The organism is Streptomyces sp. NPDC048290, from assembly GCF_040652095.1.
In the GTDB taxonomy this organism is placed as follows: Bacteria; Actinomycetota; Actinomycetes; order Streptomycetales; family Streptomycetaceae; genus Streptomyces.
Genome location: NZ_JBEZLM010000024.1, coordinates 120,243 through 143,392 on the forward strand (window position 1 = coordinate 120,243; position 23,150 = coordinate 143,392).

Annotated in this window: 20 protein-coding genes; 7 read left to right on the forward strand and 13 right to left on the reverse strand. The window is 71.5% G+C overall.

Translation table 11 applies throughout. The annotated features are described in order from the left end of the window. Window positions 1–230: 230 nt before the first annotated feature. On the reverse strand, window positions 231–806 hold the full coding sequence (locus tag AB0D49_RS32605) for a snapalysin family zinc-dependent metalloprotease (protein ID WP_362764580.1): 576 nt from the start codon (window positions 804–806) through the stop codon (window positions 231–233). Between the two features lie 258 nt (window positions 807–1,064). Here AB0D49_RS32605 and AB0D49_RS32610 point away from each other — a divergent pair, with 258 nt between their 5' ends. Together AB0D49_RS32610 and AB0D49_RS32615 are read left to right on the forward strand one after the other, a co-directional pair. After that, entirely contained in the window at window positions 1,065–2,072 is a 1,008-nt protein-coding gene (locus AB0D49_RS32610; RefSeq protein WP_362764583.1) for a ferric reductase-like transmembrane domain-containing protein, read from the forward strand. 131 nt (window positions 2,073–2,203) lie between these two features. Beyond that, window positions 2,204–2,962 (forward strand): L,D-transpeptidase, encoded by a 759-nt coding sequence (locus tag AB0D49_RS32615; RefSeq protein WP_362764586.1) that lies wholly within the window; start codon window positions 2,204–2,206, stop codon window positions 2,960–2,962. A 27-nt stretch (window positions 2,963–2,989) separates the two neighbouring features. On the opposite strand, the gene AB0D49_RS32620 is transcribed toward AB0D49_RS32615, so the two are convergent. The 10 genes from AB0D49_RS32620 to AB0D49_RS32665 all read right to left on the reverse strand — a co-directional run bounded on the left by AB0D49_RS32620 (window position 2,990) and on the right by AB0D49_RS32665 (window position 12,418). Further along, complete coding sequence (locus tag AB0D49_RS32620; protein ID WP_362764589.1) at window positions 2,990–6,070, reverse strand: DUF11 domain-containing protein; 3,081 nt, start codon at window positions 6,068–6,070, stop codon at window positions 2,990–2,992. A gap of 190 nt (window positions 6,071–6,260) precedes the next feature. Then, complete coding sequence (locus AB0D49_RS32625) at window positions 6,261–6,950, reverse strand: DUF4232 domain-containing protein (protein ID WP_362764592.1); 690 nt, start codon at window positions 6,948–6,950, stop codon at window positions 6,261–6,263. Window positions 6,951–7,199: 249 nt separating this feature from the next. Then, window positions 7,200–8,384, reverse strand: coding sequence for an ATP-grasp peptide maturase system methyltransferase (gene tgmC, locus AB0D49_RS32630; protein ID WP_362764595.1), 1,185 nt, complete (start codon window positions 8,382–8,384; stop codon window positions 7,200–7,202). Then, the gene (gene tgmB, locus AB0D49_RS32635) at window positions 8,381–9,352 is read right to left on the reverse strand and encodes an ATP-grasp ribosomal peptide maturase (protein WP_362764598.1); all 972 of its coding nucleotides are present in this window, start codon (window positions 9,350–9,352) and stop codon (window positions 8,381–8,383) included. Before tgmB ends, tgmC begins: the two co-directional genes overlap by 4 nt. Then, on the reverse strand, window positions 9,352–9,651 hold the full coding sequence (gene tgmA / locus AB0D49_RS32640) for a putative ATP-grasp-modified RiPP (protein WP_362764601.1): 300 nt from the start codon (window positions 9,649–9,651) through the stop codon (window positions 9,352–9,354). Before tgmA ends, tgmB begins: the two co-directional genes overlap by 1 nt. Window positions 9,652–9,732: 81 nt before the next feature. Beyond that, window positions 9,733–10,584 carry a helix-turn-helix transcriptional regulator gene (locus AB0D49_RS32645; protein ID WP_362764604.1) on the reverse strand — a complete coding sequence of 284 codons (852 nt, stop codon included), beginning with the start codon at window positions 10,582–10,584 and terminating at the stop codon, window positions 9,733–9,735. Window positions 10,585–10,596: 12 nt separating this feature from the next. Then, on the reverse strand, window positions 10,597–11,121 hold the full coding sequence (locus AB0D49_RS32650; RefSeq protein ID WP_362764607.1) for a DUF6879 family protein: 525 nt from the start codon (window positions 11,119–11,121) through the stop codon (window positions 10,597–10,599). Beyond that, a complete protein-coding gene (locus AB0D49_RS32655) occupies window positions 11,093–11,335 on the reverse strand; it encodes a hypothetical protein (RefSeq protein WP_362764610.1) in 243 nt (80 codons plus the stop codon). The genes AB0D49_RS32650 and AB0D49_RS32655 overlap by 29 nt, the downstream gene beginning before the upstream one ends. A gap of 37 nt (window positions 11,336–11,372) precedes the next feature. Continuing rightward, the gene (locus AB0D49_RS32660; RefSeq protein ID WP_362764613.1) at window positions 11,373–11,582 is read right to left on the reverse strand and encodes a DUF397 domain-containing protein; all 210 of its coding nucleotides are present in this window, start codon (window positions 11,580–11,582) and stop codon (window positions 11,373–11,375) included. Further along, window positions 11,579–12,418 carry a helix-turn-helix transcriptional regulator gene (locus AB0D49_RS32665; RefSeq protein ID WP_362764615.1) on the reverse strand — a complete coding sequence of 280 codons (840 nt, stop codon included), beginning with the start codon at window positions 12,416–12,418 and terminating at the stop codon, window positions 11,579–11,581. Before AB0D49_RS32665 ends, AB0D49_RS32660 begins: the two co-directional genes overlap by 4 nt. Before the next feature lie 110 nt (window positions 12,419–12,528). Here AB0D49_RS32665 and AB0D49_RS32670 point away from each other — a divergent pair, with 110 nt between their 5' ends. The 5 genes from AB0D49_RS32670 to AB0D49_RS32690 all read left to right on the forward strand — a co-directional run bounded on the left by AB0D49_RS32670 (window position 12,529) and on the right by AB0D49_RS32690 (window position 17,543). Then, window positions 12,529–12,747 (forward strand): hypothetical protein, encoded by a 219-nt coding sequence (locus AB0D49_RS32670; RefSeq protein WP_362764618.1) that lies wholly within the window; start codon window positions 12,529–12,531, stop codon window positions 12,745–12,747. A gap of 199 nt (window positions 12,748–12,946) precedes the next feature. Beyond that, a complete protein-coding gene (locus AB0D49_RS32675; protein WP_362764620.1) occupies window positions 12,947–13,207 on the forward strand; it encodes a hypothetical protein in 261 nt (86 codons plus the stop codon). 103 nt (window positions 13,208–13,310) lie between these two features. Further along, window positions 13,311–15,233 (forward strand): alkyl sulfatase dimerization domain-containing protein, encoded by a 1,923-nt coding sequence (locus tag AB0D49_RS32680; RefSeq protein ID WP_362764623.1) that lies wholly within the window; start codon window positions 13,311–13,313, stop codon window positions 15,231–15,233. A gap of 156 nt (window positions 15,234–15,389) precedes the next feature. Further along, window positions 15,390–15,602, forward strand: a complete 213-nt coding sequence (locus AB0D49_RS32685; RefSeq protein WP_362764626.1) for a hypothetical protein — start codon at window positions 15,390–15,392, stop codon at window positions 15,600–15,602. A gap of 3 nt (window positions 15,603–15,605) precedes the next feature. Then, window positions 15,606–17,543 (forward strand): HEXXH motif domain-containing protein, encoded by a 1,938-nt coding sequence (locus AB0D49_RS32690; RefSeq protein WP_362764628.1) that lies wholly within the window; start codon window positions 15,606–15,608, stop codon window positions 17,541–17,543. Here AB0D49_RS32690 and fxsT read toward each other — a convergent pair whose 3' ends face one another. After that, window positions 17,544–21,968 (reverse strand): FxSxx-COOH system tetratricopeptide repeat protein, encoded by a 4,425-nt coding sequence (gene fxsT, locus AB0D49_RS32695; RefSeq protein WP_362764631.1) that lies wholly within the window; start codon window positions 21,966–21,968, stop codon window positions 17,544–17,546. Then, entirely contained in the window at window positions 21,965–23,110 is a 1,146-nt protein-coding gene (locus tag AB0D49_RS32700; RefSeq protein ID WP_362764634.1) for a MoxR family ATPase, read from the reverse strand. Before AB0D49_RS32700 ends, fxsT begins: the two co-directional genes overlap by 4 nt. Window positions 23,111–23,150 lie beyond the last annotated feature (40 nt).

Consider the following 23,150-nt stretch of genomic DNA (forward strand, 5'->3'; position numbering starts at 1 on the left):
GGTAGCTCCTCCATCGATGGCGGGATGGTCGGGGACTGTGCCCCGGGGGGTCCGTCGGTCTGCCGGACAAGGCGGCCACTCCTCGGTTTGCTGGGGAATCCTGCAAACGATTCTGGCCACTGTCGAGTTCCCTGGCCGCGCGGGACACCGGCACTCGGCCCGATTCCCCACGGAAGCCGTCCCCGCCCGTCGCCGGACGGGGACGCGGGGTGAGGCGGTGGTCGGGTCGGTCAGGCGGCGTCCCGCAGGACGACCCCCGACCCGGACGGCCGTACGCCGGCCGTGGCGAGGGCCGACGCGTAGTTCTGCTGGACGCGGGCCGCCTCACTGGCGTTCGGGGTGAGGCTGTTGCAGCTCACGCCGCCCGTCGAACCGGACATCAGGGAGGAGCAGGGGCCGGGCTTGACGTCCGGCAGCCCGAGGCTGTGGCCCAGCTCATGGGCGACGATCCGGACGACGTTGTAGCCCTGGGTGACGGCTTGGCGGCCGATCCAGACGTTGACCGTGCCGGTGGGGCGGACCGGGCCGAGGTTCGCCCTGGGCCAGTCGTTGTCCGCGGTGATCCGTATGTTGACCCGCTGGCCCGCGGTGGCCTTGACCAGCCGGACATTGCTGACGGAGGTGTTCCAGATGCCGACGGCCTGGGTGACCTGCGGCTTGAACTCCGCGGCGGTGCTGTCGTCGTAGGTGAGCGTGACCGCGGCGGCGACAGCCGGGGCGGCGGCGACGGGCGCGGCGCTGAACGCGACCGCGGGGACCGCGAGCACCGCGCCGACGGCGATGCCGGTGAACGTACGTCGAAGCATGATCCGGTTCCTCACTCTGTGTACCTGTGGGGGGATGGGTGACCTTGATCGTGCGGCGTGTCCATGACACTCGAACCGTTCGGGTTGGATGATAGAGGCGCCCGGGACCCCTCACAACTGCCCCTTGGCCGCCTCCACCAACGCCCCGATCGCGTCCCGGGTGTGGACCCGGAAATCCCCGCAACCGACGGGAACTTCTCCCCCCTCCCGTCCGACTCCTGAGGCACGCCCCTCGTTCGCCGAGCAGGAGACGTCAGCATGGAGCCAGAGATACCGCAGCGGGAGTCCGGTACGACGGTCGGTACCCCGGCGTCCGAAGAGCCCGGGTCCGGACAGCCCGCGTCCGAACGCCCCGCCCCCGAACGCCGGGTGACCTTGCGGTCGGATCTGTGGGCGGCGATCCCGGACGCGTTCGCCGCGCTGGTGGTGACGGCGGCGGTGTTCGTGTTCTTCTGGGCGCGGATGGAGTCCGGTACGTCGGACACGGTCGCGGTGATGCCGTTCATGAGCGATCCGGGCGAGTACTGGATGTATCTGCTCAGTCAGGCGTTCGGCTGGTCGGGGCTGCTGTGGGCGTGGGGCACGGTGATGTTCGGTCTGCTCCTGTCCGGCCCCGGCACCGGCCGCCTCCCCGTCTCCCACCAGACCCTGGAGCGCTGGCACCGCACGACCAGCCTCACCACCATGGCCCTGATGGCGGCGCACGCCCTGATGTTCGCGGCCGAACTGGTCCGCTACGAGGAGAAACTCGGCTGGGCCGCCCGCCTGTGGACCGGCTTCGCGGACTCCTTCGTACCCGGCTGGTACGACTCGGGGACCGGCCGCACCGCCATCCCGATCGGCCAGGGCGCCCTGTATCTGGCGATCCCCCTCGGCCTGCTCTTCTACGTCCGCCACCGCATCGGCGCGACCACCTGGCGCCGACTGCACCGCTTCGTGATCGTCGTCTATGTCCTCAGCGTCTGGCACACCCTCCTGTACGGCACCAACGTCTGGTACGGCTCCTGGCCCCGCACCACCCTCTGGCTCCTCCAACTCCCCATCGCCGCCCTCCTGTTGCTCCGCCTCCTGCGTCCGGCCCGCCGCTCGGAACGGCTGCGGACGGGGATCGGGCTGCCCGCCTGGACCCTGCGCGCGACCGGCCGTCTCGTCGCGGCGGCGGTGGTGATCGGCCTGGTCGCCGTCGTCGTCACCGGAAGGGACGGCGGCCGGGAGCGGCCCACCGCACCCGTGTCGACGTCCCCGCACGCCCATGAGACGGAGTAGGGGCGGCGCGGGCGGGTGATGCCGGAGGGCCGGACGGGTGGCGTGTCCGGCGTGGCGGCTTGCCAGGGCGCCGCGCGGGTGAGGCTGGCATCGACCCCCCCCATGCGCGCGGAAGCAGGAGATGGATGGACATGAGAGACGCCCTGCACACGACGGTCACGACGGTCACGACGGAGCCCCGTGGGTGGCGCCGGTTCGCCTGTGTCACCCTCCTCACCGCGCTCCTCGGCGGTGTACTCGCCGTACCGGCGGCGACGGCCGACTCGGAGGGCGGCGAGGAGTCCATACCGTCGGCGCGGGACACGGCCTGCACCACCACGACCGGTGCCTATCAGCGCGAGGTGGAGGCGCATCTCAAGCTGCCGGTGGACGGCCGTCAGTCGGCCGCCGACTGCGCGGCCATCGCCCGGTTCCAGCAGCGGCTGGAGTTCGATCCGGCGGACGGCCTCGCGGGTCTCGCCACCTACCGGGCCGTGGTGTGGGAGCGGGCGCTCGCGGAGGGGGACCGGATCAAGGGCTGCCCCGACGGGGACGGGATCGTGGTGTGCGTCGACAAGAACCGGCAGATCCTGTGGGTCGAGGACGCCGGGAAGGTCGTCGTCAAACCGGTTCCGGCGCGGACCGGGATGCCCGGGTACGGGACGCGTACCGGCTGGTTCGAGATCTATATGCGGGAGAAGGAGTTCTGGTCGACCCAGTTCGACGGGCCGATGCCGTTCGCCCAGTTCTTCAGCGGCGGCCAGGCCCTGCACGCCAGCTACCGCGCGATCTTCGAGGACCCCGGCTCGCACGGCTGTGTGAATCTGCGCTACGACGACGCGAAGGCGCTGTGGAGCAAGCTGCGGCTGGGTGACGCGGTGTACGTCTGGGGAGCGAGGACGGGCGACTGAACCGGCCAGCCGCCCGCCCGATGCCTGCTACTTCCTGCCGTTGCCGTAGTCCTTGCCCTTGTCCTTGGGGATGACCTTGCCGTGGGTGGTGCAGCGGGGGTCGGTGGCGCGGGGGTCGGTGGTGCGGGCGGGGCAGTTGGTGCCGGGGGTGTCGGAGACGACGGTGTTGTCGAGCTTGAGGTCTCCGAACGTCCGGTAGTTGGTCTTCAGGGTGAAGGTGATGATGGCGCTCTGGCCGGGCTGGAGGGCGCCGGTCCAGGTCAGTTCGGGGGCGTCGTAGGTGACCGTGCCCCGGGTGGCCTTGGCGTCACCGGCGTAGCGCCCGTCGTCGAGGAGCGGGGTGAGGTCGTCGGTGAAGGACGCGGGGTCGGCCTCGGTGTAGGCGGTTGTGCCGGTGTTGGTGACGGTGATGGTGTAGCGGACGTCGGCTCCGGCCTTGACCTTGGCGGGCCCTTCCTGCTTCTTGGCGATCGTCAGTCCGGGCTTCCCGGAGACGGTGGTGGTGGTCTCGTCCTCGTTGTTGCCGGGCTCGGGGTCGGGGTCCTTGCCGGTCACCTTCGCCGTGTTGGTGATGCTGGTGGCGTTGGTCGCGGCGGTCCCGGTGAGGGTGACGGTCTCGCTGTCCCCGACGGCGAGCGCGCCACCCGTGCAGGTCAGGTTCCCGCCGGTGACGGAACACCCGGGCGTGCTGGTGGCCGCGTTCTGGAGCCCGGCCGGGATGGGGTCGGTGAGGGTCCAGCCGGTGGAGTCGGACGGCCCGTTGTCGGTGACCTTGAGGCTGTACGTGATCTCCCCGCCCGCGGTGACGGTGGCGGGCCCGGTCTTGGTGACGGCGAGATCGACGGACGGGGTGACGTCGGTCGTGATCTCGTCCTCGTTGTTGCCCGGGTCGGGGTCGGGTTCGTTGCCGTCGACCGTGACCGCGTTGTCGATGGTGCGGGCGTCCGGTGCGGCGGTGCTGGTCAGGGTGATGGTCGTACTGTCCCCGACGGCGAGCGCGCCGCCCGTGCAGGACAGGGTCCCGGCGGCGACCGCGCACCCGGCGGTGGTGGTCCGCGCGGCCCGCAGACCGGACGGCAGCGGGTCGCTCAGGGTCCAGCCGGTGGAGTCGGACGGCCCGTTGTTGGTGACCTTGAGGGTGTAGGTGATCTCCCCGCCCGCGGTGACGGTGGCGGGCCCGGTCTTGGTGACGGCGAGGTCGACGGAGGAGGTGATGTCCGTCGTGGTCTTCGCCTCGTTGTTGCCCGGGTCGGGATCGGGGTCGTTGCCCTCGACGACCGCCGTGTTGGCGATGCTGGTGGCGTTCGGCGCGGCGGTCCCGGTGAGGGTGATGGTCTTGCTCGCCCCGACGGCCAGCGGCCCGCTGATGCAGGTCAGTTCACCACCGGTGATCGAGCACTCAGGTGTGCTGGTGGCGGCGTTCTGGAGCCCGGCGGGCACGGGGTCGTTGAGCCCCCAGCCGGTCGCGTCCGAGGGCCCGTTGTTGGTGACCTTGAGGGTGTAGGTGATGTCCCCGCCGGCCGCGACCGTCGCGGGACCGGTCTTCGTCACGGCGAGGTCGACGCGCCGCTCGGTGGCGGTCGTGGTGGTGGACTCGTTGTTGTCCGGGTCGGGGTCGGGCTCCTTGCCGGTCACCTTCGCCGTGTTGGTGATCCGGCCGGCGTCGGAGGCGGCGATGCCGGTGAGGGTGAGGGTGGTGCTGGCCCCGGCGGGCAGGGCGCCGCCCGTGCAGGTCAGGTTCCCGCCGGTGACGGAACACCCGGGTGTGCTGGTGGCCGCGTCCCGCAGCTCCGCCGGAATGGCGTCGGTGAGGGTCCAGCCGGTGGAGTCGGAGGGCCCGTTGTTGGTGACCTTGATGCTGTACGAGACGGCCCCGCCCGCCGTGATCTCCGGCGGCCCGGTCTTGACCACCGCGAGATCGACGGACGGTTTGACGGTCGTGGTGACCGTGGAGTCGTTGTTGTCGGGGTCGGGGTCCGGGTCGTTGCCGAACACGGTCGCGGTGTTCACGATCGAGGTGACGTCCGCCGCGGCCTTGCCGGTCAGGGCGATCGTCGTACTCGCGTCGACCGCGAGGGCGCCGCCCGTGCAGGAGAGTTTCCCGGCGGCGATGGCGCACCCGTCGGTCGTGGTGGCCGCGTTGGTCAGTCCGGCCGGGACGGTGTCGGTGAGGGTCCAGCCGGAGGAGGCGTTGGGCCCGTTGTTGGTGACCTTGATGCTGTACGAGACGGTCCCGCCCGCCGACACCTCGGCCGGACCGGTCTTGGCGACGGCCAGGTCCACCGGCATCTGGAAGCAGGAGCTGGCGTCCACGGCGGCGGACATCGCCGGGGCCGTCTGGGAGGAGAGTTCGCTGAACGTCGGGTTCGCGGGATTGGTGAGGCTGATCCGGCGGATGGTGCCGGAGTTGGAGAAGAAGCCGAGGTCACCGTTGCCGTAGGTGAAGGTGCCGCCGTAGTCGCCGACGGTGATGGTGTCCGGGTACGCGGTGACGGTGCCGGTGGCCGGGTCGATCCGGACGATGGAGCCGCTGCGGTTGGCGCCCCAGAGGTAGCCGCCGCTGTAGGCGAAGTCGATGACCCCGTTGAAGGTCTCACTGAGGGTGATCAGGGTCGAGGTCTTGGCGGCGATGTCGACCCGGTAGAGCCGGTTGTCGTAGCCGCCCGCGACGAAGTAGTTCCCGGCGTCGTCGAAGGCGCCCGACGCGTAGGTGTTGGAGTTCAGCGGGGCGGGCAGTCCGACCGAGCCCAGGTCGGTGACCGCGCCGGTGTCGTCCACGCGGAGCAGGTTCCGGTCGGTGCGGTCGATCGCGTAGAGGTACTCGTCGTCCGGATTGACCCCCATGCCGTTGTAGCGCTCGGTCGCGGAGCCGAGCGCCGAGAAGCTGATCTCGCCGGGTCCGGTCTCCCCCTCGTAGAGCTGGGTCGCGGTGTCCCCGGCGGCCAGCAGGATGTCACCGGCACAGCCGAACGGGGCGCGGGCCTGGGGGGCGGTGGCGACCGGTCCACGATGACCGGTCGGCGACGGGAGCGCCAGCGCCGGGGCGGCGGTCGAGGTGACGAGGGCGGTGGCGGTGGCCATCGCCATCAGCCAGGTTCTTCTGTCCATGCGGTTGCGGTCTCCTCGCGTGGTACGGGCGAGTCGGCGCGGTCGGACGGGACAGCGGTCCTGGGCACCTGGCCCGTCGTCGGTGGAGGGCAGTTGTCACGGACAGTGAAACGACCTGATGAAAGTCATATAGGAGGGACACAGCGGGCGGGGTTCTTCTTCACCCGGCCGGCCCAGAGCCGCCGACCGCTCAGCTGAAGGGGACGGCGTCGGCGGGGTCGGTGTGCCAGCTGGTGACGACGGGCTGGTCGACGAGGAGCGGCTCGACGGGGAGGGAGACGGGCTCCGGGTCGTCCTGGCCGACACTGACGATGAGGGAGTCCCATTCGGTGCCGTGGTCGTCGTTGGTGGTCTTCGGGTTGAGCCCGGCGTAGGCGGTGACGTCCCCGGTCAGCTCGATCTCCGGCCCGGCGGACTGCTCGGCGGGCCCGGCCATGGTGCCGCCGGACCCGAAGGACACGGTCGGGAGGTCGGCGGGGAGGTAGCAGGTGATGCCGGGCTTGGCCTTGGCGATGATCAGCTCATAGCCGCCGGCCTGGGTCTCGGAGCGGGTGCTCCAGTCGATGTCATTGGCCCCGCAGACCTGCCCTACGGTCCCCTGGTCGTCGGGCGAGTCGACGGGCACGCGCTCGCCACTGCCGTTGTCGACCCCGGACCCAGGCGCGTCCTCGCCATTGCCCTCCCCCTGGTCGGGGGAGTCGACGGGTACGCGCTCCCCGTTCCCGTTGTCGACCCCGGACCCGCCCTTGACGGCGGCGGCGTTCCCGGCGGGCGCGGCGTCGGTACCGCTGTCGGTGCCCTGGCAGGCGGTCATCAGCAGCGCGCTGCCGACGAGGACGGCGGAGGCGAGAAGGGTCTTGCGAGAACGGTTGCCGAACATGGAATTCCCCTTGAGTGTCGAGCGGTTGAGCTGCGGACCGGTCGGTTCCGCGACGCTTGTTCGATCACTATGAGGGGGCTGAACCGGGCAGGGCTCCACCCGACGCCGTTCCCGGACGGGGCTGTCACAGGGCGGTGACATGATCACGGGGGGTTGGCGGGGTGGGTACGGCGACCGGATGACCGGGGTTTGACCTGTGGGTTTGTGGAGGAGAGGTCGATCCGGCCCGGGTACAGCACCTGTCGCTCCTCAGCCACCGAGCGGTGGGAGCGGATGCGTCCAGCGCAGACCGGCTCGACCATCGATCCAGTAGGTGTGCGCGTGGCGGGTGACCTTCATGTGCACGGCGGTGATGTCGGGCTCACCGGCGTCCTGCCAGGCCATGACGGTGTTCTCGACGGCGTCCCAGATCGCGGTGGGGCCCCCTTGCCGGACGTGCCATGTGCTCCCGTCGGCGGTGAGGGAGGCGAACGACTCCCGTCCGGTGTCGAAGAGATGGACCGTCTCCTGACTGTCACCGCCGAGGACACGCAGGAGCTGCGCACCGGGGGCGGCGAGCTGGGCCAGGAACGCGGGCATCCAGTCGTTCAGAAGGTCGGGGGAGAGGGCGGTCGGCCGCTCGCTGTCGGCGTAGGCGGCACGGGCGGAGAGGTCTCCCGAGAGCGGGAGGACGGCCTCCGCGCGCGCGGGCATGAAGGAGGCCCGGCCGATGATCCGGCCCTCGGCGGTGCCGTCGCCGGTGACGGTGAGCTTGGCGAGCCCGGTGCCGTAGGACCAGGCGCTGGGCCCCACGGTGGCGAGAACGATCCCGCCGGGCCTGGTCTGCCGGACCCAGGTGTACGGGATGCGGCGGAGGGCGCAGGTCGCGATGGTGCGGTCGTAGGGCGCGCGGCGGGGATGGCCGAGGAGTCCGTCACCGGTGACGGTCCAGGTCGAGTACCCGGCCCGCTCCAGGGCGGCGTCGGCACGTACCGCGACGGCGGGGTCCACTTCCACACTGGTGACGTTGTCCTCGCCGAGGCGGTGGCACAGCAGAGCGGTGGAGTAGCCGGTGCCGGTGCCGATCTCCAGGACGTTCATCCCGTCCTCGACGTCGAGGGATTCGAGCATTCCGACGACGGTGGAGGGCATGGTGGACGAGGAGGTGGGGAAGCCGGTCGTCGGCCCGTCGGCGGTGTCTGCGGTGAGGTGGCCGTCGAGCTGGGTCACCCAGGTCTCGTCCTGGTAGCTGAGCGCGAGCCGTTCGCCCGCGTCGGCGGGGGTGTACCGGGTGACGCCGTCGGGTCCGGGGCGGTCGGTGAAGAAGGTGGGGAGAAACAGCTCACGGGGGACGGATTCGACGGCTTTCCGCCAGGCGGGGGTCTTGAGGATGCCGCGCTCTTGGAGACGATCGGCCAGGGCGTGGCGGAGGGCGGCGGGGTCGGGAGGGGTCATGTGGGGGCTCCTTGGGCCAGGAGGTCGGCGAAGGCGGCGGCGATCGGCAGTCCGGTCTCGTCTTCGAGCCAACCCCATTGACCGTTGGGGTTGAGTTCCAACCAGTGGAGGTCACCATCACGGGTGACGGCCAGATCGAAGCTGCCGGAGGCGAGGCCGAAGTGGTTCAGATGGGCGATCAGCGCCTTTTCCACTCCGGAAGGCAGGCTCACGGGCGTGTAGGCCAGGGCGCTGTAATCAGCTCGCCAGTCCAGCAGGTCCGAGTCGATACGGACGGCGAACACGGTCGGTCCGACGACGATCACGCGCAGATCGGCGACCTTGTCCACGCGGGCCTGGAACAGGTGCGGGACCACGGTGACGGACTCGTCCACCTCGTCGGCGGTGACCGGTTCCGTCCAGGTGGTCAGTCCGACGCCGTCGCCACGTCGGTACGGGGTCCAGCGCAGCGCCTTGTGGATCACCTGCCCGTGTTCCCTGATGAACGCGCGCACGTCGTCCGGGTCGTTGGAGATCAGAGTGGGCGGCACGGTGAGGCCGAGGCGTTCGGCGACGGCAAGTTGCAGGGGCTTGTGTTCGGCTGTGTGGTTGCGCAGCGGGTGATTCACGTAGCGAACGTTCGGCAGGGCGTACAAAGTGCCGCCGAGCCCATGACGGACCTGGGCCACGGCGTACCGGGCATCGGGTGGATCCAGGTGCTCGAAGTGGGGCCAGGTCGGGCGTCGCCAGTACAAGGACCGTACGCCCGCCAAGGTGGTGTCTCTGGAGGGCGTACGGAGATGTCCGGTGGGAGCGGCCCCCGCCCCCGGCTCCCTGCCGAACCGGGCGGACAGTGAGAGGCGGTCACCGATGTCCGAGGGGTCGAACCGTATGACGGGGACGCCGCGCTCGTTCAGTGCGGTGATCACCATGTCGGCGGTCATGTCGTCCACTTCGGTGATCACCGCGACCGGTCCGGCGTGACGCATCAGTCCTGCTCGCTGTCCTGGTCATGGTCGGTGTCGTTGCGGCTGTCCAGGTTGGTGGACTGAGGCTGGGTCTCGGTGCCCTTGCTGGTTCCGTGCTTGCCCATCTCCACGACATCGCCCCGGCTGTCCCGGAAGACGGTGGTCTGGGTGACGTGGTCGAGTTCGGCGGTGGTGTAGCCCGGCTGGTGGATACGGGGGTAAGGCCGCATCCGGCTGATGCCCCAGGGGATGTGTGGCGGTAATGCCTTTGGCGCATTGCCACCGGCTGCCGCTGTCGCGGTTCGCTCCGTAGTTGCCATGACCAGCACGGTAGAGAGGGTGAGGGGGCCGATCCAACGAAGTTCCACGAAGTTCCACGGGGTTCCGCTGGGGCGTACGGATCACTCCAGAGCGTGGATGGCGGAGGTGATCAGGGCTCGCGCCTCGGCACCGTAGACCGCCAGGTGGGAGAACTCCCTGAAGGCTTTCAGATACTGGTGCACTTCGGTGGGCGAGGTCACGTTCACCCGGGCGGTCAGCAACTCCGCCTCCGCCTGTCGGTCGTCGTAGACCGTGAAGGTCTCGATCATCCACATCCGGCGCTCGGCGGTGAAAGGGATCACGCCCAGGGAGACCGACGGAAACGTCATGGCGGACAGCAGATGGCCGAGTTGGACCGCCATCGTCCGTGCGTCGCCCACGCGGTGCCGGAGCACTGACTCCTCCAGCAGCAGTACGAACCGGTGGTCTCCCGTGCGTACGACGCGCTCCGAGCGGGCCAACCGGGCGGTCACGGCGTCCGCCACGTCGTCCGGTGTCTCATGAAACTGGCTGATGGACCGCAGGAGGGCCGTGGCGTACTCGTGCGTTTGGAGGACGCCGGGGACGACGTTGGCGCAGTAGGTCCGGAACACTCGTGTGCGCTCGTAGAGGGCCCCGTAGGACTCCTGGAGTCTGCGCAGGCCCGTGCGCTGGAGGCGCCGCCATTCCACGTACATGCTGTCGGCCGAGCGGGATGCCGCGATCAGGTCGGCCGTCTGCTCCTCCGCCCGGCACGCGGCGCACCACCGGCGTATGTCGTCGTCCGAGGGTGCGGTCACGGCGTTCTCGAGCCGCGACACCTTGGACTTGTGCCAGCCGGCTCGCTCGGCCAAGGCGTGACCGGTCAGGCCCGCGTCCCTCCGGATCTCACGGAGCCGGTCGGCAACCGCCTTTCGGGCGGCCTGGGCGCTGGAGGACGGGGACGCGGGCACGCGCTGATCGATCTATCGGATCTGGTAGTCCCCGTGTGGTGTGGCCCGCTCCCACACCGCGTCGAACGCGGTGGTGCACAGCTTCGCCACGTCGGGACGTTCGTCCAGCTCCGGTCCGGCCGAACCGCCGTCGCCGGTGAAGTGGTTCCACAGGATCAGGCGGCCGTCGAAGAGCCAGTAGTCGTTGCCCGGGAGGGCGATGTCCGACGCGTGGCGCCGTGGGAGCCATCGGACGAGTTCCCCGGCCGCCACGTTCTGGAAGGTGCAGGCGTGTTCGTAGCGGATGTACTCGCTCACCGGCTCCGACACGATCCGGGCCCGGCGGAACACCACGCCCCGGGCGGTGGCGTCACGGACCCAGGTGTGGAAGTCGTTCCACCAGGTGGCGGGGTCGGGGTCGGGCCGCCATCCTGACCGCCACCGCTCGAACTCGGCCGCCTCCTCCCCGATGCCGTAGGAGTCGCGCATCTCCAGGTGGACGGCCGAGTGGTGGGTGTTGGCGAGCAGATCAGTGAACGCCGAGTCGGTCTGCGACATCACATGCCTCCCTGAGCGCGGCCACCATGCTGATGGGCAGCCGTACGACCCCTTCCGACTCCGGGATGGGGCCTGTCTCCCGGCACTGGGCCAGGAGAGTGTCCCCGGCCTGCCAGCCCTGGACGACGATCTCGTGCGCTGTGTCGTCCACCCAGACTGTGGGGCACTGCGTCCCGTTGGTGTTCGGGTCCTTGGCGATGAACCGTAACGCCATGGCTTTGCCAGCCTTCCTATGGGTTGACTCGCGTGTTTCAGAGGGGATTGAGCGTCCCATCCTTGATGCCCGTCACGAACGCGGTGAACGCGTCGGTGGGCAGGTTGAGTATGGGCCCGTTCGGGTTCTTGGAGTCTCTGACGGGGACTGTGCCAGTCATGGACGCGTGGGTGGGGGCCCATTCGACACATGACCCGCCGCTGCCGCTGTAGGAGGACTTGATCCAGGTGGGTGGTTCGGTCGTCACGAGGTGCCCTTTCGTACCTGATTGATCATGGTCACAGACTCCGCCTGTGACAGTGCCCCTGTCTGTAGTTGATGGTAGGACCTCACCAGCGGTCGAACAGACGTGAGTTCGCGCTCCAGGTATCCCTGCGTCTGGGATTCGAGATACGCGATCACGCTCCTGTCTGCCAGGGTCAGCAGGTTCACCATCCTGTTGAAGGGGCGTTGTTCCCCCATGGTGTAAGGCGCGATCTGCAAGGACGTGTTCGGCTGATCTGCGAAGTCCAGAAGATGCGCCAACTGGCCGTCCATGACGTCGGGTCCGCCGATCGTGCGCCGGATACAGCTCTCGTCCAACACGACGAAGACCAGAGGAGGCAGATCCCGGGCAAATCCGTTCTGCCTCTCTATGAGAAAGCCGACTCGTTCGGCGGCCTGCTCGACTGTGAGGGAGCCTCGTCGAACATGCCCCGCCTCGATGGCGGTCGCGTATTCCCGCGTCTGGAGTGGTCCTGGAATCAGGCCGACCTCGAAGAGACGAACTTCTTCAGCGCGCCGCTCGAACCCAAGGTACTCGGGGAAACCCTCCACCAAGCTCCCGTAACTCATCTCCCGCCACTGCCGCTCAAACGTGGCCTCGGTCCCGGTCAGGCCGAAGGCCACATCCGCAGCTTTCGCGAAGCGTAAAGACGGCATCTTGCGAGCGGTTTCCACGCCTGAGATATGCCCGCTGGTCACTCCCATCGCCGCCGCGAGGTCCTCCTGTCTCCAGCCCCGTGACTCGCGGACGCTGCGGACTCGCGCCCCGAACGCCGCTTGCAGGCTGCTCTCCGGGTCCAGCTCTTTGCGATTGACCATGCGAACCCCAACTCATATTGCCGCTACGCCACGTTGAACCGGTTCCGACTGTAGGCCAACCTGGTCTCTCCCGGTAGCGAAACCGCTACAGAGAGGAACATCGATCCCCCATGACCACCCCCACCCCCCACCTCCCCCTCGGCTCCCTCGCCTACGACACCGTCAGGGGCAAGCTCGGGCAGGTCACCGACGTCACTCCCAGCCGCTACTTCCTCCGCCCACCCCACGGCGGCGTCGAATGGGACCCACCGCACGAACACGTCCGCGCCGCCACCGTCGCCGAACAGCTCTCACCCGCCCTCGCCGACCGGAACAAGGCACGGGCATGACCCGTCCCAGCCCCCTCACCGCCCCCCGACCCGGGCCCCCCGACCCCGCCCTGTGCCCCTGGTGCCGCCTCCTGCGGGAACGCCTCCACGCCAGGGCCGAACGTGGCGACATGGACGGAGTCCACCGCGCCGCCACCCTCCGCTCGCTGCACGAGAACCGCGCCCACCGGAGCCCACGACCAGGGAGCTGAACAACGCCGTGCGCCGACTCCTCGCGGCTCTCCTCGCCGCCCTCGTCACACCCCGCCGCCCCGGCCGTCACAGCGCCGAGTACCTCGCCGCCGTACACCCGCTCCCCGATCCCGCGCCCCCGGCCCGCTGGAACGGGCCCTCCGCGCGGGAAGTGCGGGCGATCTTCAGCGATGAACGGGTCCTCCACCTGCCTCCGCCTCAACGCGAACGCCACTACGCCCACGCCCTCGCCGCCCTCGGCGTCGTCTACGACGTGCCCACCCCCTGACATGACCCCCGCCTCACCCGTTCGGCCCCCACCCGATCGACCCCCGACCCATCCCCGGTCACCCTGAAACCACCCGCCCCGGAACCCGCAGGGAGAGCCGCCCATGCCCGACGACACCGCCTCGCCCCGGCCCGCCGAGCCCTCCGTCGCCCAGGCCAACGCGGAGACCCGGCGACGGTTCCCCTTCGACGACGTACGGGATCTGGACGACGTACGGCGGGGCTTTCTCGGGACCGCCGACGAGCCGCTCGTGCGGGACGCCGACGGGCGGACCGTGTGGGACCTCGACGCGTACGGGTTTCTCGCCGGGGACTGTCCCGACACCGCCAACCCCAGTCTCTGGCGGCAGAGCCGGCTCGTGTCCGACCATGGGTTGTTCGAGGTGACCGACGGGATCTATCAGATCCGCGGGTTCGATCTGTCCAACATGACGATCGTCGAGGGCGAGCGCGGCATCTTCGTCATCGATCCGCTGCTCAGCGCCGAGACCGCCGCCGCCGGACTCGCCCTGTACCGCGCGCACCGGGGGGACAGCCGCCCTGTCACCGGCGTGCTCTACACGCACAGCCATGCCGATCATTTCGGGGGAGTGCGCGGGGTCGTCAGTGAGGACGACATCGCCGCCGGGGTGCCCGTCCTCGCCCCGCGCGGATTCCTCCGTCACGCCGTCAGCGAGAACGTCTACGCCGGTACGGCCATGACCCGCCGCGCCGCCTATATGTACGGCGCCGCCCTCCCCACCGGCGAACGCGGCCGGATCGGCGCCGGGCTCGGGCAGACCCTGTCCACCGGCACCGTCGGACTGATCCCGCCGACCCTGGACATCACCCACACCGGGCAGACCGAGACCATCGACGGCATCCGCATGGTCTTCCAGCTCACCCCCGGCACCGAGGCGCCCGCCGAACTGAATCTCCACTTCCCCGACCACCGCGCCCTGTGCATGGCCGAGAACGCCACCCACAACCAGCACAATCTGCTCACCCTGCGCGGCGCCCAGGTCCGCAACCCCCGCGTCTGGGCCCACTACCTCACCGAGGCCGTCTCCCTCTTCGGCGACTCCACCGACGTGGCCTTCGCCTCCCACCACTGGCCCACCTGGGGGCAGGAGCGGGTCGTCACCTATCTCTCCGAACAGCGGGACCTTTACGCCTATCTGCACGACCAGACGCTGCGGCTGCTCAACCAGGGGCTGACCCCGCTGGAGATCGCCGAGCGCGTCCAGCTTCCCCGCGCCCTCGAACGGGCCTGGCACACCCATGGCTACTACGGCTCCGTCAGCCACAACACCAAGGCCGTCTACCAGTACTACCTGGGCTGGTTCGACGGGAACCCGGCCCATCTGTGGGAACACCCACCCGTCGAAGCCTCCCGCCGCTACGTCGATGTCATGGGCGGGCCGGAAGCCGTCCTCACCCACGCCCGCCGCTCCTACGCCGACGGCGACTTCCGCTGGGTCGCCCAGATGGTCAACCACCTCGTCTTCGCCGACCCGACCAACACCGAGGCCCGTCAGCTCCAGGCCGACGCCCTCGAACAACTCGGCTACGGCAGCGAGAACGGGCCCTGGCGCAACTTCTACCTCATGGGCGCCTACGAACTGCGCAACGGCCCCGTCGGCACCCCCACCACCATCTCCACCGATGTGCTCGACGCGCTCACCCTCGGCCAGCTCTTCGACTCGCTCGCCATCAGGGTCGACGGACCCGGCAGCCAGGACGCCGACCTCACCATCCGCTGGCATCTCACCGACGCCGATCCGGACGGCGACACCCTCACTCTCCGGCTGCGCAACGGTGTCCTCGTCCATGTCGCCCACCCCGCCGACGCCGCCCCCACCGGCACCCCCGACGCCGAGTTCACCCTCACCGAGGCCGAGCTGCGCGCCGTACTGACCGGGGCCGTCGCCCCCGCCGACCTGCCCTCCCGGCCCGGCGTCCAGGTCACCGGCGACCCCGGTGTGATCGCCACCCTGCTCGGTCACCTCGACGCCCCCGACCCGGACTTCGCCATCGTCACCCCCTGACCCCCTTCGGCCCGACTCCCCTCGCCCACGGGCTGGTTCACGCCGAAGTGGCCACCGAGTGCCCTTTCGGTGCGGCAGGCGAAGGGTCAGTATTGAGAGCGGGCCAGTGGACGCGATGCACCCGCCTCGACACCGAAATGGGGGCAGCGGGACGTGATGACTTCTGCTACGGAGTTCGAGACCGACCTCGTCGATCTCAGCCGATGTGGGCTCCACGAGGTGATGACCCTCCATGACCCGGTGTTCGTGGCGGCGGTACAGGCGCTCGTGACGCGGCTCGGGGAGAGTCCCGCCATCCAGAACGACAGCGGCAGCAACAACAGTCCGTATCTGGCCGTCGACTGCGGCGGCGACGGCGGGCCCGTCTAGCGGATGACCGAGCCGACCCCCGGTGTCGGGTCCGTCTTCCGCAGATACCGCACACCGGCGTCCGACCTCGACCAACTCGCCGTCGGACAGCTCACCCCGGCCACCGCCCGCCGCTTCTGGAACGTCGAACGCGGACGCCGGATGCTGATGCTCCGCGCGGTGGTCGACGCCCTCCAGCCCCCCACCGCCGTCCAGCCCCCCACCGCCGTCCAGCCCCCCACCGCCGTCCAGCCCCCCGCCGCCCCCCACCCGCTGCGCCCCGACACCGCCATGGACCTGCTCCTGCGGGTCGAGCGGACCCGCCCGGACGTGATCGCCGAACTGCTGGAACACCCCGGCACCGGCACCTGGGCGGTCCGCACCCTGGAGCGGCTGCGCACCCGCACCGGACCGGACGCCCCCATCGAACTGGGCTATCTGCACTGTCTCGCCGCCGCCGCGGCCCTGCGCTCCGGCACCGAGGCGACCCTCTCCCTCCCCCTCTACGGCGCCACGGTCTCCCTGCCCACCCTCGGTCGCCTCCACATCCCGGACACCACCGACACCCTCGCCGTGCTGCGGGTACGGCGGCCCGGCGGCGACGGCACCAGCCATCTCCTCCTCGGCGACCGCACACTCCACCTCCCCGCCAACCTCCGCCACCGGGACGGCCACTGGCACCCGGCCCACCGCGTCACCTGGAGCCCCGCCCCCCAGGACCCGCCCCTCACCCTGGAGGACGGCGACCCCTACGGCGACTTCCGCGACGGACCCGCCCCCGCCCCCGCCCTCACCGGCCCCGAGACCGAGCGCTGGCACGCCCGGCTGGCCGAGTCCGGCGCGATCCTGCGGGCCCGCCACCCCCACGCCGCCCAACTCGTCGGCCACGCCCTGCGGGTGCTCGTACCGCTGCCGCCGATGCCCCGCTTCCGTACCGCCAGCGCCTCCTACAACGAGGCCGTGGGCAGCGCCCTGCTCTCGCTGCCCCCGGACGCCGGGGAACTCACCGCCACCCTGGTCCACGAGGCCCGGCACTCCGTCCTCAACGGGCTCCTGCATCAGCTCCCGCTCTGCGCCGACGACGGCCCGCCCCTCTACACGCCCTGGCGCAGCGACCCCCGCCCCCTCTCCGGGGTCCTGCACGGCACCTACGCCTTCGCGGGCGTCGCCGACTTCTGGCGGGTCGAACGCCGGGCGCTCGACGGGCCGTCCGCCGCTCTCGCGCACTTCGAGTTCGCGGTGTGGCGGGGAGCCGTCGACGAGGTGCTGCGGACCATGCTCGCCACCCGAGGGCTCACCGACCTCGGCCGCCGGTTCGTCCGGCGGATGGCCGAGCAGACCCGCGCCTGGGCCGCCGAGCCGGTGCCGGAGCGGGCAGCGGCCCTGGCCCACGCCGAGAGCGCCGACCTGCGGGCCGTCTGGCGGGCCCGGCATCTGCGGCCCGACCCCGGCCAGGTGCGGCTGCTCGCCGACGCCCGGCGCGACGGCACCGACCCGGCCGTACTGCCCCCGGTGGCCGTCCGGCTGCGCCCCGACCCGCGCTTCGGCTTCCCCGTCGCGCGCAGCGAACTGCGCCGGGTGCTGCTGGCCGAACCGGGCGCCCTCGCCGCCCGGTCACGCGGCGGCGACGGCACGCCCGTACGTCCCGAGGCCGTCGCCGCGGCCGACACGGAGCTGCTGAGCGGGGATCCGGAGCGGGCGGTCGCCGCCTACTCCGCGCTGCTCGCGGCCCGTCCCGGCGCGCACTCCGCCTGGGCCGGGCTCGGGCTCGCCCTGCGCGCGTCCGGGGAGCGCGGTGCGGCGGCCCGCGCTCTGCTGGAACGGCCCGAGCTGGTACGGGCCGTGCAGCGGCGGCTCGTCGCCGCGTCCTCCGGTCCGCCGCCCGACCCGGTGGCCACGGCGGACTGGGTCGCCCGCCTCCCGGCGGGCGAGGCGGGGGAGGCGGGGGAGACGGAGGACTGACTACAGCGGCATCGGGTCGATGTCGCAGTTCGCCGGGCGGTCGTCCGCCGCCGCGACCGTCGCCGGGTGATCGGCGCCCAGGACCCGTTCGTAGCGGGCCAGGGTGTCCGCCCGCAGCGCGTCGGCCTCGTCGGCGCGGCCCAGCAGCCGCAGGCCGAGCCCCAGATTGACGGCCGCCGCCAGACTCGCCGGGTGGTCCTCGCCGATGCTGGTCCGGCTCTGGTCCAGCGTCCGGGTGCTCAGCTCCACGGACGCCCGCACCTCGCCCAGCTCGTACAGGTCCGCCGCCAGGTTGGTGGCACAGGCCAGCGTGTTCGGATGGTCCGTGCCCAGTTTGTCGCCGAGGGCCGCGAGCAGTTCCTCGTTCAGCCGCCGGGCGTCCTCGGCGCGGCCCAGCAGCCGCAGGCAGACCGCGTGGTTGACCTGGGCGCCCAGGGTGTGCGGATGGTCGGCGCCGAACAGCCGCGCGTACCCCCGGCAGCCCTGGTCGCTCAGTTCCAGCGCGCGGGCCAGATCGCCGCTGTGGCGGACGTCGACGGCGTGCGCCAGCAGGGTGGCCAGGGTGTGGGGGTAGTGGTCGCCGTAGCGTTGCCGGGACATCGTCAGGGCCTTGGTGGACAGCTCCAGGGCCAGTTCATGGCCGCCCGCCCGCCGCTCCGCCACGGCCAGCCCGCGGTAACCGGCGATGGTGGCCGGGTTGGTGGGGCCGTAGTTGTACTCGTACCGGCTGACCACCTCCTGCTGCTGGTCGCGCGCCTCGATGTACTCGCCGCCCTCGAGGCGGTCGGTGGCGACGCCCGCGAGGGTGCCCAGTGTGGACAGCGCGTTCTCGCCCAGCTCCTCGACCTTGCGGCGGTGGGTGTCCTGGTCCAGCTCCAGCGCCTGCCGGAAGTCGCCGGTCAGCCGCAGGCTCAGCGCCACCCGGTGCGCGACGATCAGCGTGGCCAGGTCGTTGGGGCCGAACAGCCGGCGGCTGGTCTCGAAGGTCTCCCGGTCCAGCTCGAACGCCGGGCCGAAGTCGCCGCGCAGCCTGAGGTCCCAGGCGAGCATCCCGGTGATCTCCAGCGTCGTCTCGTGCTCGGGACCCAGCGTCTGCGCCATCAGCTCCCGGGTGCGCAGGTCCAGCTCGTAGGAGACCCGGTAGTGGCCCAGGATGCGCAGCGCGTCGCTGTACAGCTTGGCCGCCATCAGCACCGGCTCGGCGCTCTCCCCGTCGGTGGCCCGCCAGGTCTCGTACGCCTCCTTCGCCAGGTCGCGCGAGCCCTCGTGGTCGCCCCAGGTGAACATGTACTGGATCTCGTTGAGGACCAGTTGCCGCACCCACGGGTCGGTGGAGCGCACCGCGTCGCTGCTGATCACATGGGGCAGCAGTTCGCCGTACTGCTGCCACTGGCCCGGGTCGGCGGGGGCGCCGGGGTCGCCCTTGGCGAGCAGCCGGTGGGCGCCGGTGCGCATCCGGTCCTTGACCGCGTCCGGCATCTGGTTGATCAGCACGCGCTGCACCAGGCGGTGCAGCTGGATGGTGTTGGTGCTGTGGTTGATCCTGGCCAGGGCGTAGCGGTTGATCTCGCGGATGGCCCGGCCCAGCTGGATGGGGTCGCCGAGGGCGGCGGCCAGCTCGGGCGGGACCGGGGCGTCCCGGACGTTGGTCAGCAGCCGCCGGGAGATCGGCTCGGGGGCGAAGAAGGCGCAGACCTGGAGGAGTTGCAGTGCGGCCCGGTGCCGCTTGTCCAGCCGTTCCAGGGAGACGTTCCAGGCGGCGGCGACCGACAGCGGGTAGTCCGGCGGCGGGTCGCTCAGCATCAGCTCGGCGGCCTGCTGCTCGAACAGCCGCAGATATTCGTCCGCGGGCATCCCGGTCTCGGCGAGCCACACGGCGGCCTGTTCGATCCCGAGGGGGAGGTCGCCGAGGGTCTCGGCGAGCTGGTCGGCGGTGGCGTCGTCCAGGCTCGGCGCGCGCATCTGGAGCAGCTGGCGGCTCTCCTCGCGGGCGAAGACGTCCACCTCCAGCGGTCGGGCGGCGGTCGTCCACTGCGCGTTGCGCGAGGTCACCAGGATCCGTCCGGGCCCGTTGGTGGGGAAGAACTCCCGTACGGTCTCCGGGTTCTCGGCGTTGTCGAACACCAGCAGCCAGTTCTTGAACGGCTCCCCGAGCCGCAGCGCCTCGATGACGGCGGGCACCGCCGTGTTGGCCTCGCCGCTGCCGACATCGAGACCGAGCCGCCGGGCCAGCTCCACCAGCATCTGCCGGATCTGCTGCGACTGCTCCGCCGGAATCCACCAGACGACCTGGTACTCGTTCATATGGCGGTACACGTACTCCACCGCCAGCTGGGACTTGCCGACCCCGCCCATGCCCTGGAGGGCCTCGGGCAGCACGGCGGTGGTGCCCTCCTGGAGGCGCTGGTGCAGATCCTCCAGCAGCTGTTCCCGCCCGGTGAAGGCGCGGTTGCGCGGAGGTACGTTGCCCCAGACGGGCGGCGGTTTCTGAGCCGTCTCACCCCTGGACCTCAAAGGGGCGGGCTGCACGCCACTCATGGACTCGTTCCCTCCATCGTCCGCATCCGGAAGACCGTTCTCACTACCCTGACTACCCTGTGTATCACCGACGGTGCTGTGCGTGACAGGCTCGGGGGCGAGTTCCCGCTCGCCGGAGTCGTCCCCGGTGGTGTCACCCGTCCCGGTCCGCCCCTCGGTCACCAACCGCCCCTCCAGCGTCATCGCCGCCGCGGTGTGCCGGCCGTCGAGGGCGGTCAGCGCGGGCAGCGCCGGAGCCAGCCAGGCCCGCAGCCCCTCCAGCGGCAGCCGCCCCGCGTGACTCGGATCGGCGACCAGGTCCCGCACCTGGCGCAGCGCGCCCCCGGTGGCGCCCGGGATCACCGCGCCCAGGTGGTCGAACGCCACCCGCATCGCCAGCGCGGTCTCCCGCCGGGTCCCCTCGGCCAGCAGCGCCTGGCGCACCCCCGCCGCGAAGTCCAGATCGACCCGCGCCGGGACCGGGACGTCCGGCGCGTCCGGCGCCGCCTCGGCGGGCCCCAGCGTCCCGCTGAGCAGCAGCTCGGCCAGGTGCCAGGGCCGGGCCTCGGGCAGCAGCCGCCGCTGGAGCAGTTGCAGCACGGTGAGGTTCAGCGGGATGGCCGCGCCCAGCTGGGCCAGGTGATAGGCGACCGGGCTGAGCTGCGCCCGCAGCCGCCGCACCCGGTCGGCCGCCGACACCGGCGCCCGCGACGGCCGGGACGGCGGTACGGACACCGGGGCGTCCGCCGACACCGACAGCGTCCGCGCCACGTACTCCGCGGGCCGGGCGTGCCGCACGAACCGCGCCCAGCCGCCGAGCGCCTCCGGCGTCAGCTCCAGCACCGGCACGGGCAGCGCCCCGGGGCGGTGCGCGTCCTGCGGGGCGCCCAGCACGGCGAGGTCGTCCGGCTCGTGCCGCCACCGCCGGTTCGGCGCGGCCGGGCCGGGGCTGCGCAGCCGCGTCCGGTGGGGCACGGCGGGCAGCCGCGACCACAGATACTCCGGCAGGACACTGACCACGGCGACCGGCGCCAGCGCCGCCCAGCGCGCCAGCTCCCGGTGCGCGGCGCCGTCCCGCCAGCGCGGCGCGTACATGTCGGTCAGCACCAGCACCATGTGCCGCCCGGAGGAGTCCGGTACGACGGCCCCACCGTCCGGCCAGGAGCACACCCGTACGTCACGGAAGGCCCCGGAGCCGGTGAGGACCGCCGCGAACCGGACGGCCGTGCGCGCCCACAGGGACATGGACTCACCGCTGTCCACCACCAGCGTCACGGTCAGCCAGCGCTCGCGGGCCGCCCGCAGCCGGGGCGTCCACACGCCGTGCTCCGCCCGGGACTCGGCGGTGGCCTCCTCGTCCAGCACATGTTCCGTGCGCGAGCGCAGCCTGCGGCGCAGCGGGCGCAGGGCGTGCTCGATCATCCGGGACCGGGCCAGCGCGGGCCCGCCGACACCGTCCGGCCCGAGATGCTCGGCGTACGGGGCCGTCCCGGGGTCGGCGGGGAGGACGGGGACGGTCGGGAAGGCGAGGGCTTCGAGCAGCGCGGCGGACGGCTGTAACTCCGCGGGGAGGTCGGGGAGGTCGGGGACGTCGGGGAGATCGGCGTCGGGCGGTTCCGGCGGCGGCGGTCCGGCGGACCGGTCCCCGGCCGGGGACCCGGCACCCGCGCCCGGCCCCTGGCCCCCCTCAGCCCCGTCCGTCCCCTCAGCCCACTGCCGTTCCGCCCGCTCCTCCCGCTCCTCCCGTACCACCCGCTCCCGGAGTTCGAGCTGGGCGGCCAGCCACAGCACCTCGCCCGCGTCGATCAGCGTCAGTCCGGCCGGGTCGGCGTGCGTCGGTCCGGGCGGGGCGCCGCCCGGCGCGCTGCCGTCACCCGCCCCGCCCTGGTGGAAGGGCGAGGAGGTCATGCAGAGCCCACTTCGTCGAGTCTGCGCCACAGGGAGCGCAGCAGCCGGTTCCACGAGGCTTCGTCGGGGCCGCCGGGGGAGGTGCGCAGGAACTCCGCGTTCATCAGCTGGTCGGCGGCCAGGGTGCCGCCCGCGAGGGCGCGGGTGAGGAAGTCGCGGATCATCTCGACGCGCTCGGCGCCTTCCCCGGCGGTGAACTGGGCGGCCAGCATCGCCGCGAGCTGTTCCTCGTCGGGCGGGGCCATCGTCAGGGAGAGACAGCGGCGCAGGAAGGCGGGCGGCAGGGAGCGTTCGCCGTTGCTGGTGATGATCACGAAGGGGAAGGCGTGACAGCGGACCCGGCCGTGGTGGACGGCGTAGGTGTCGTCCGGGTCGTCGGTGTGCACGGTGACGTCCGGCAGCCGGGAGCGGAGCCGGGAGAGTTCGGGAATCCGGAACTCGCCGTCCTCGAAGACCCCGAGAAGATCGTTGGCGAGGTCGGTGTCGGCCTTGTCGAACTCGTCGATCAGCAGCACCCGGGGGGTGTCGCGGGGGATCAACGCGGTGCCGAGCGGACCGAGTTGGAGGTAGTCGCCGATGTGATGGACGCCGTCGCCGTCAGGGCGGACACCGTCCGCTTCGGGTGCCCCGGCCGATAAGCGGGCGTCCGGGGGGAGCGCGGCGTCACGGGCGGCGGCCTCCTGGACCCGGCCGATGGCGTCGTAGGCGTACAGGCCCTCCTTGAGGGTGGACCTGCTGGTGATCGTCCAGCGCAGGACACGGCCGAGGCCGAGTTCCCGGCTGACCCGGTGGGCGAGGCTGGACTTGCCGATGCCGGGCGGGCCGGTGACGATCAGCGGGCGGCGCAGGAAGAGGGCCGCGTTGACCATGTCCCGCTCGTCGTAGGAGGCGGGGCGGGCGTCCGCGCCGGGGGCGCCGAGACGGCGGCGGATGTCACCGTCGTCGCGCGGGGCGGGGCCGGGGACGACGGGGGCGCCGTCGAAATCGCGCCAGGGCGGCGGGGGCGGGAGCAGGTCGGCGAGCGGGGCGGTGGGCTGGTCCCCGGCCGTTCCCCGGTAGATCCACCACGCGTGGGCCTCGCCGGGCACCGCGGACGGGTCGCCGGACCCGCCCGGTCGCTGCTGCGGGACGTCGCCGCTCATAGCCACTCCCTCTCCCGGAACCCGCACGGGGCTCACCGGG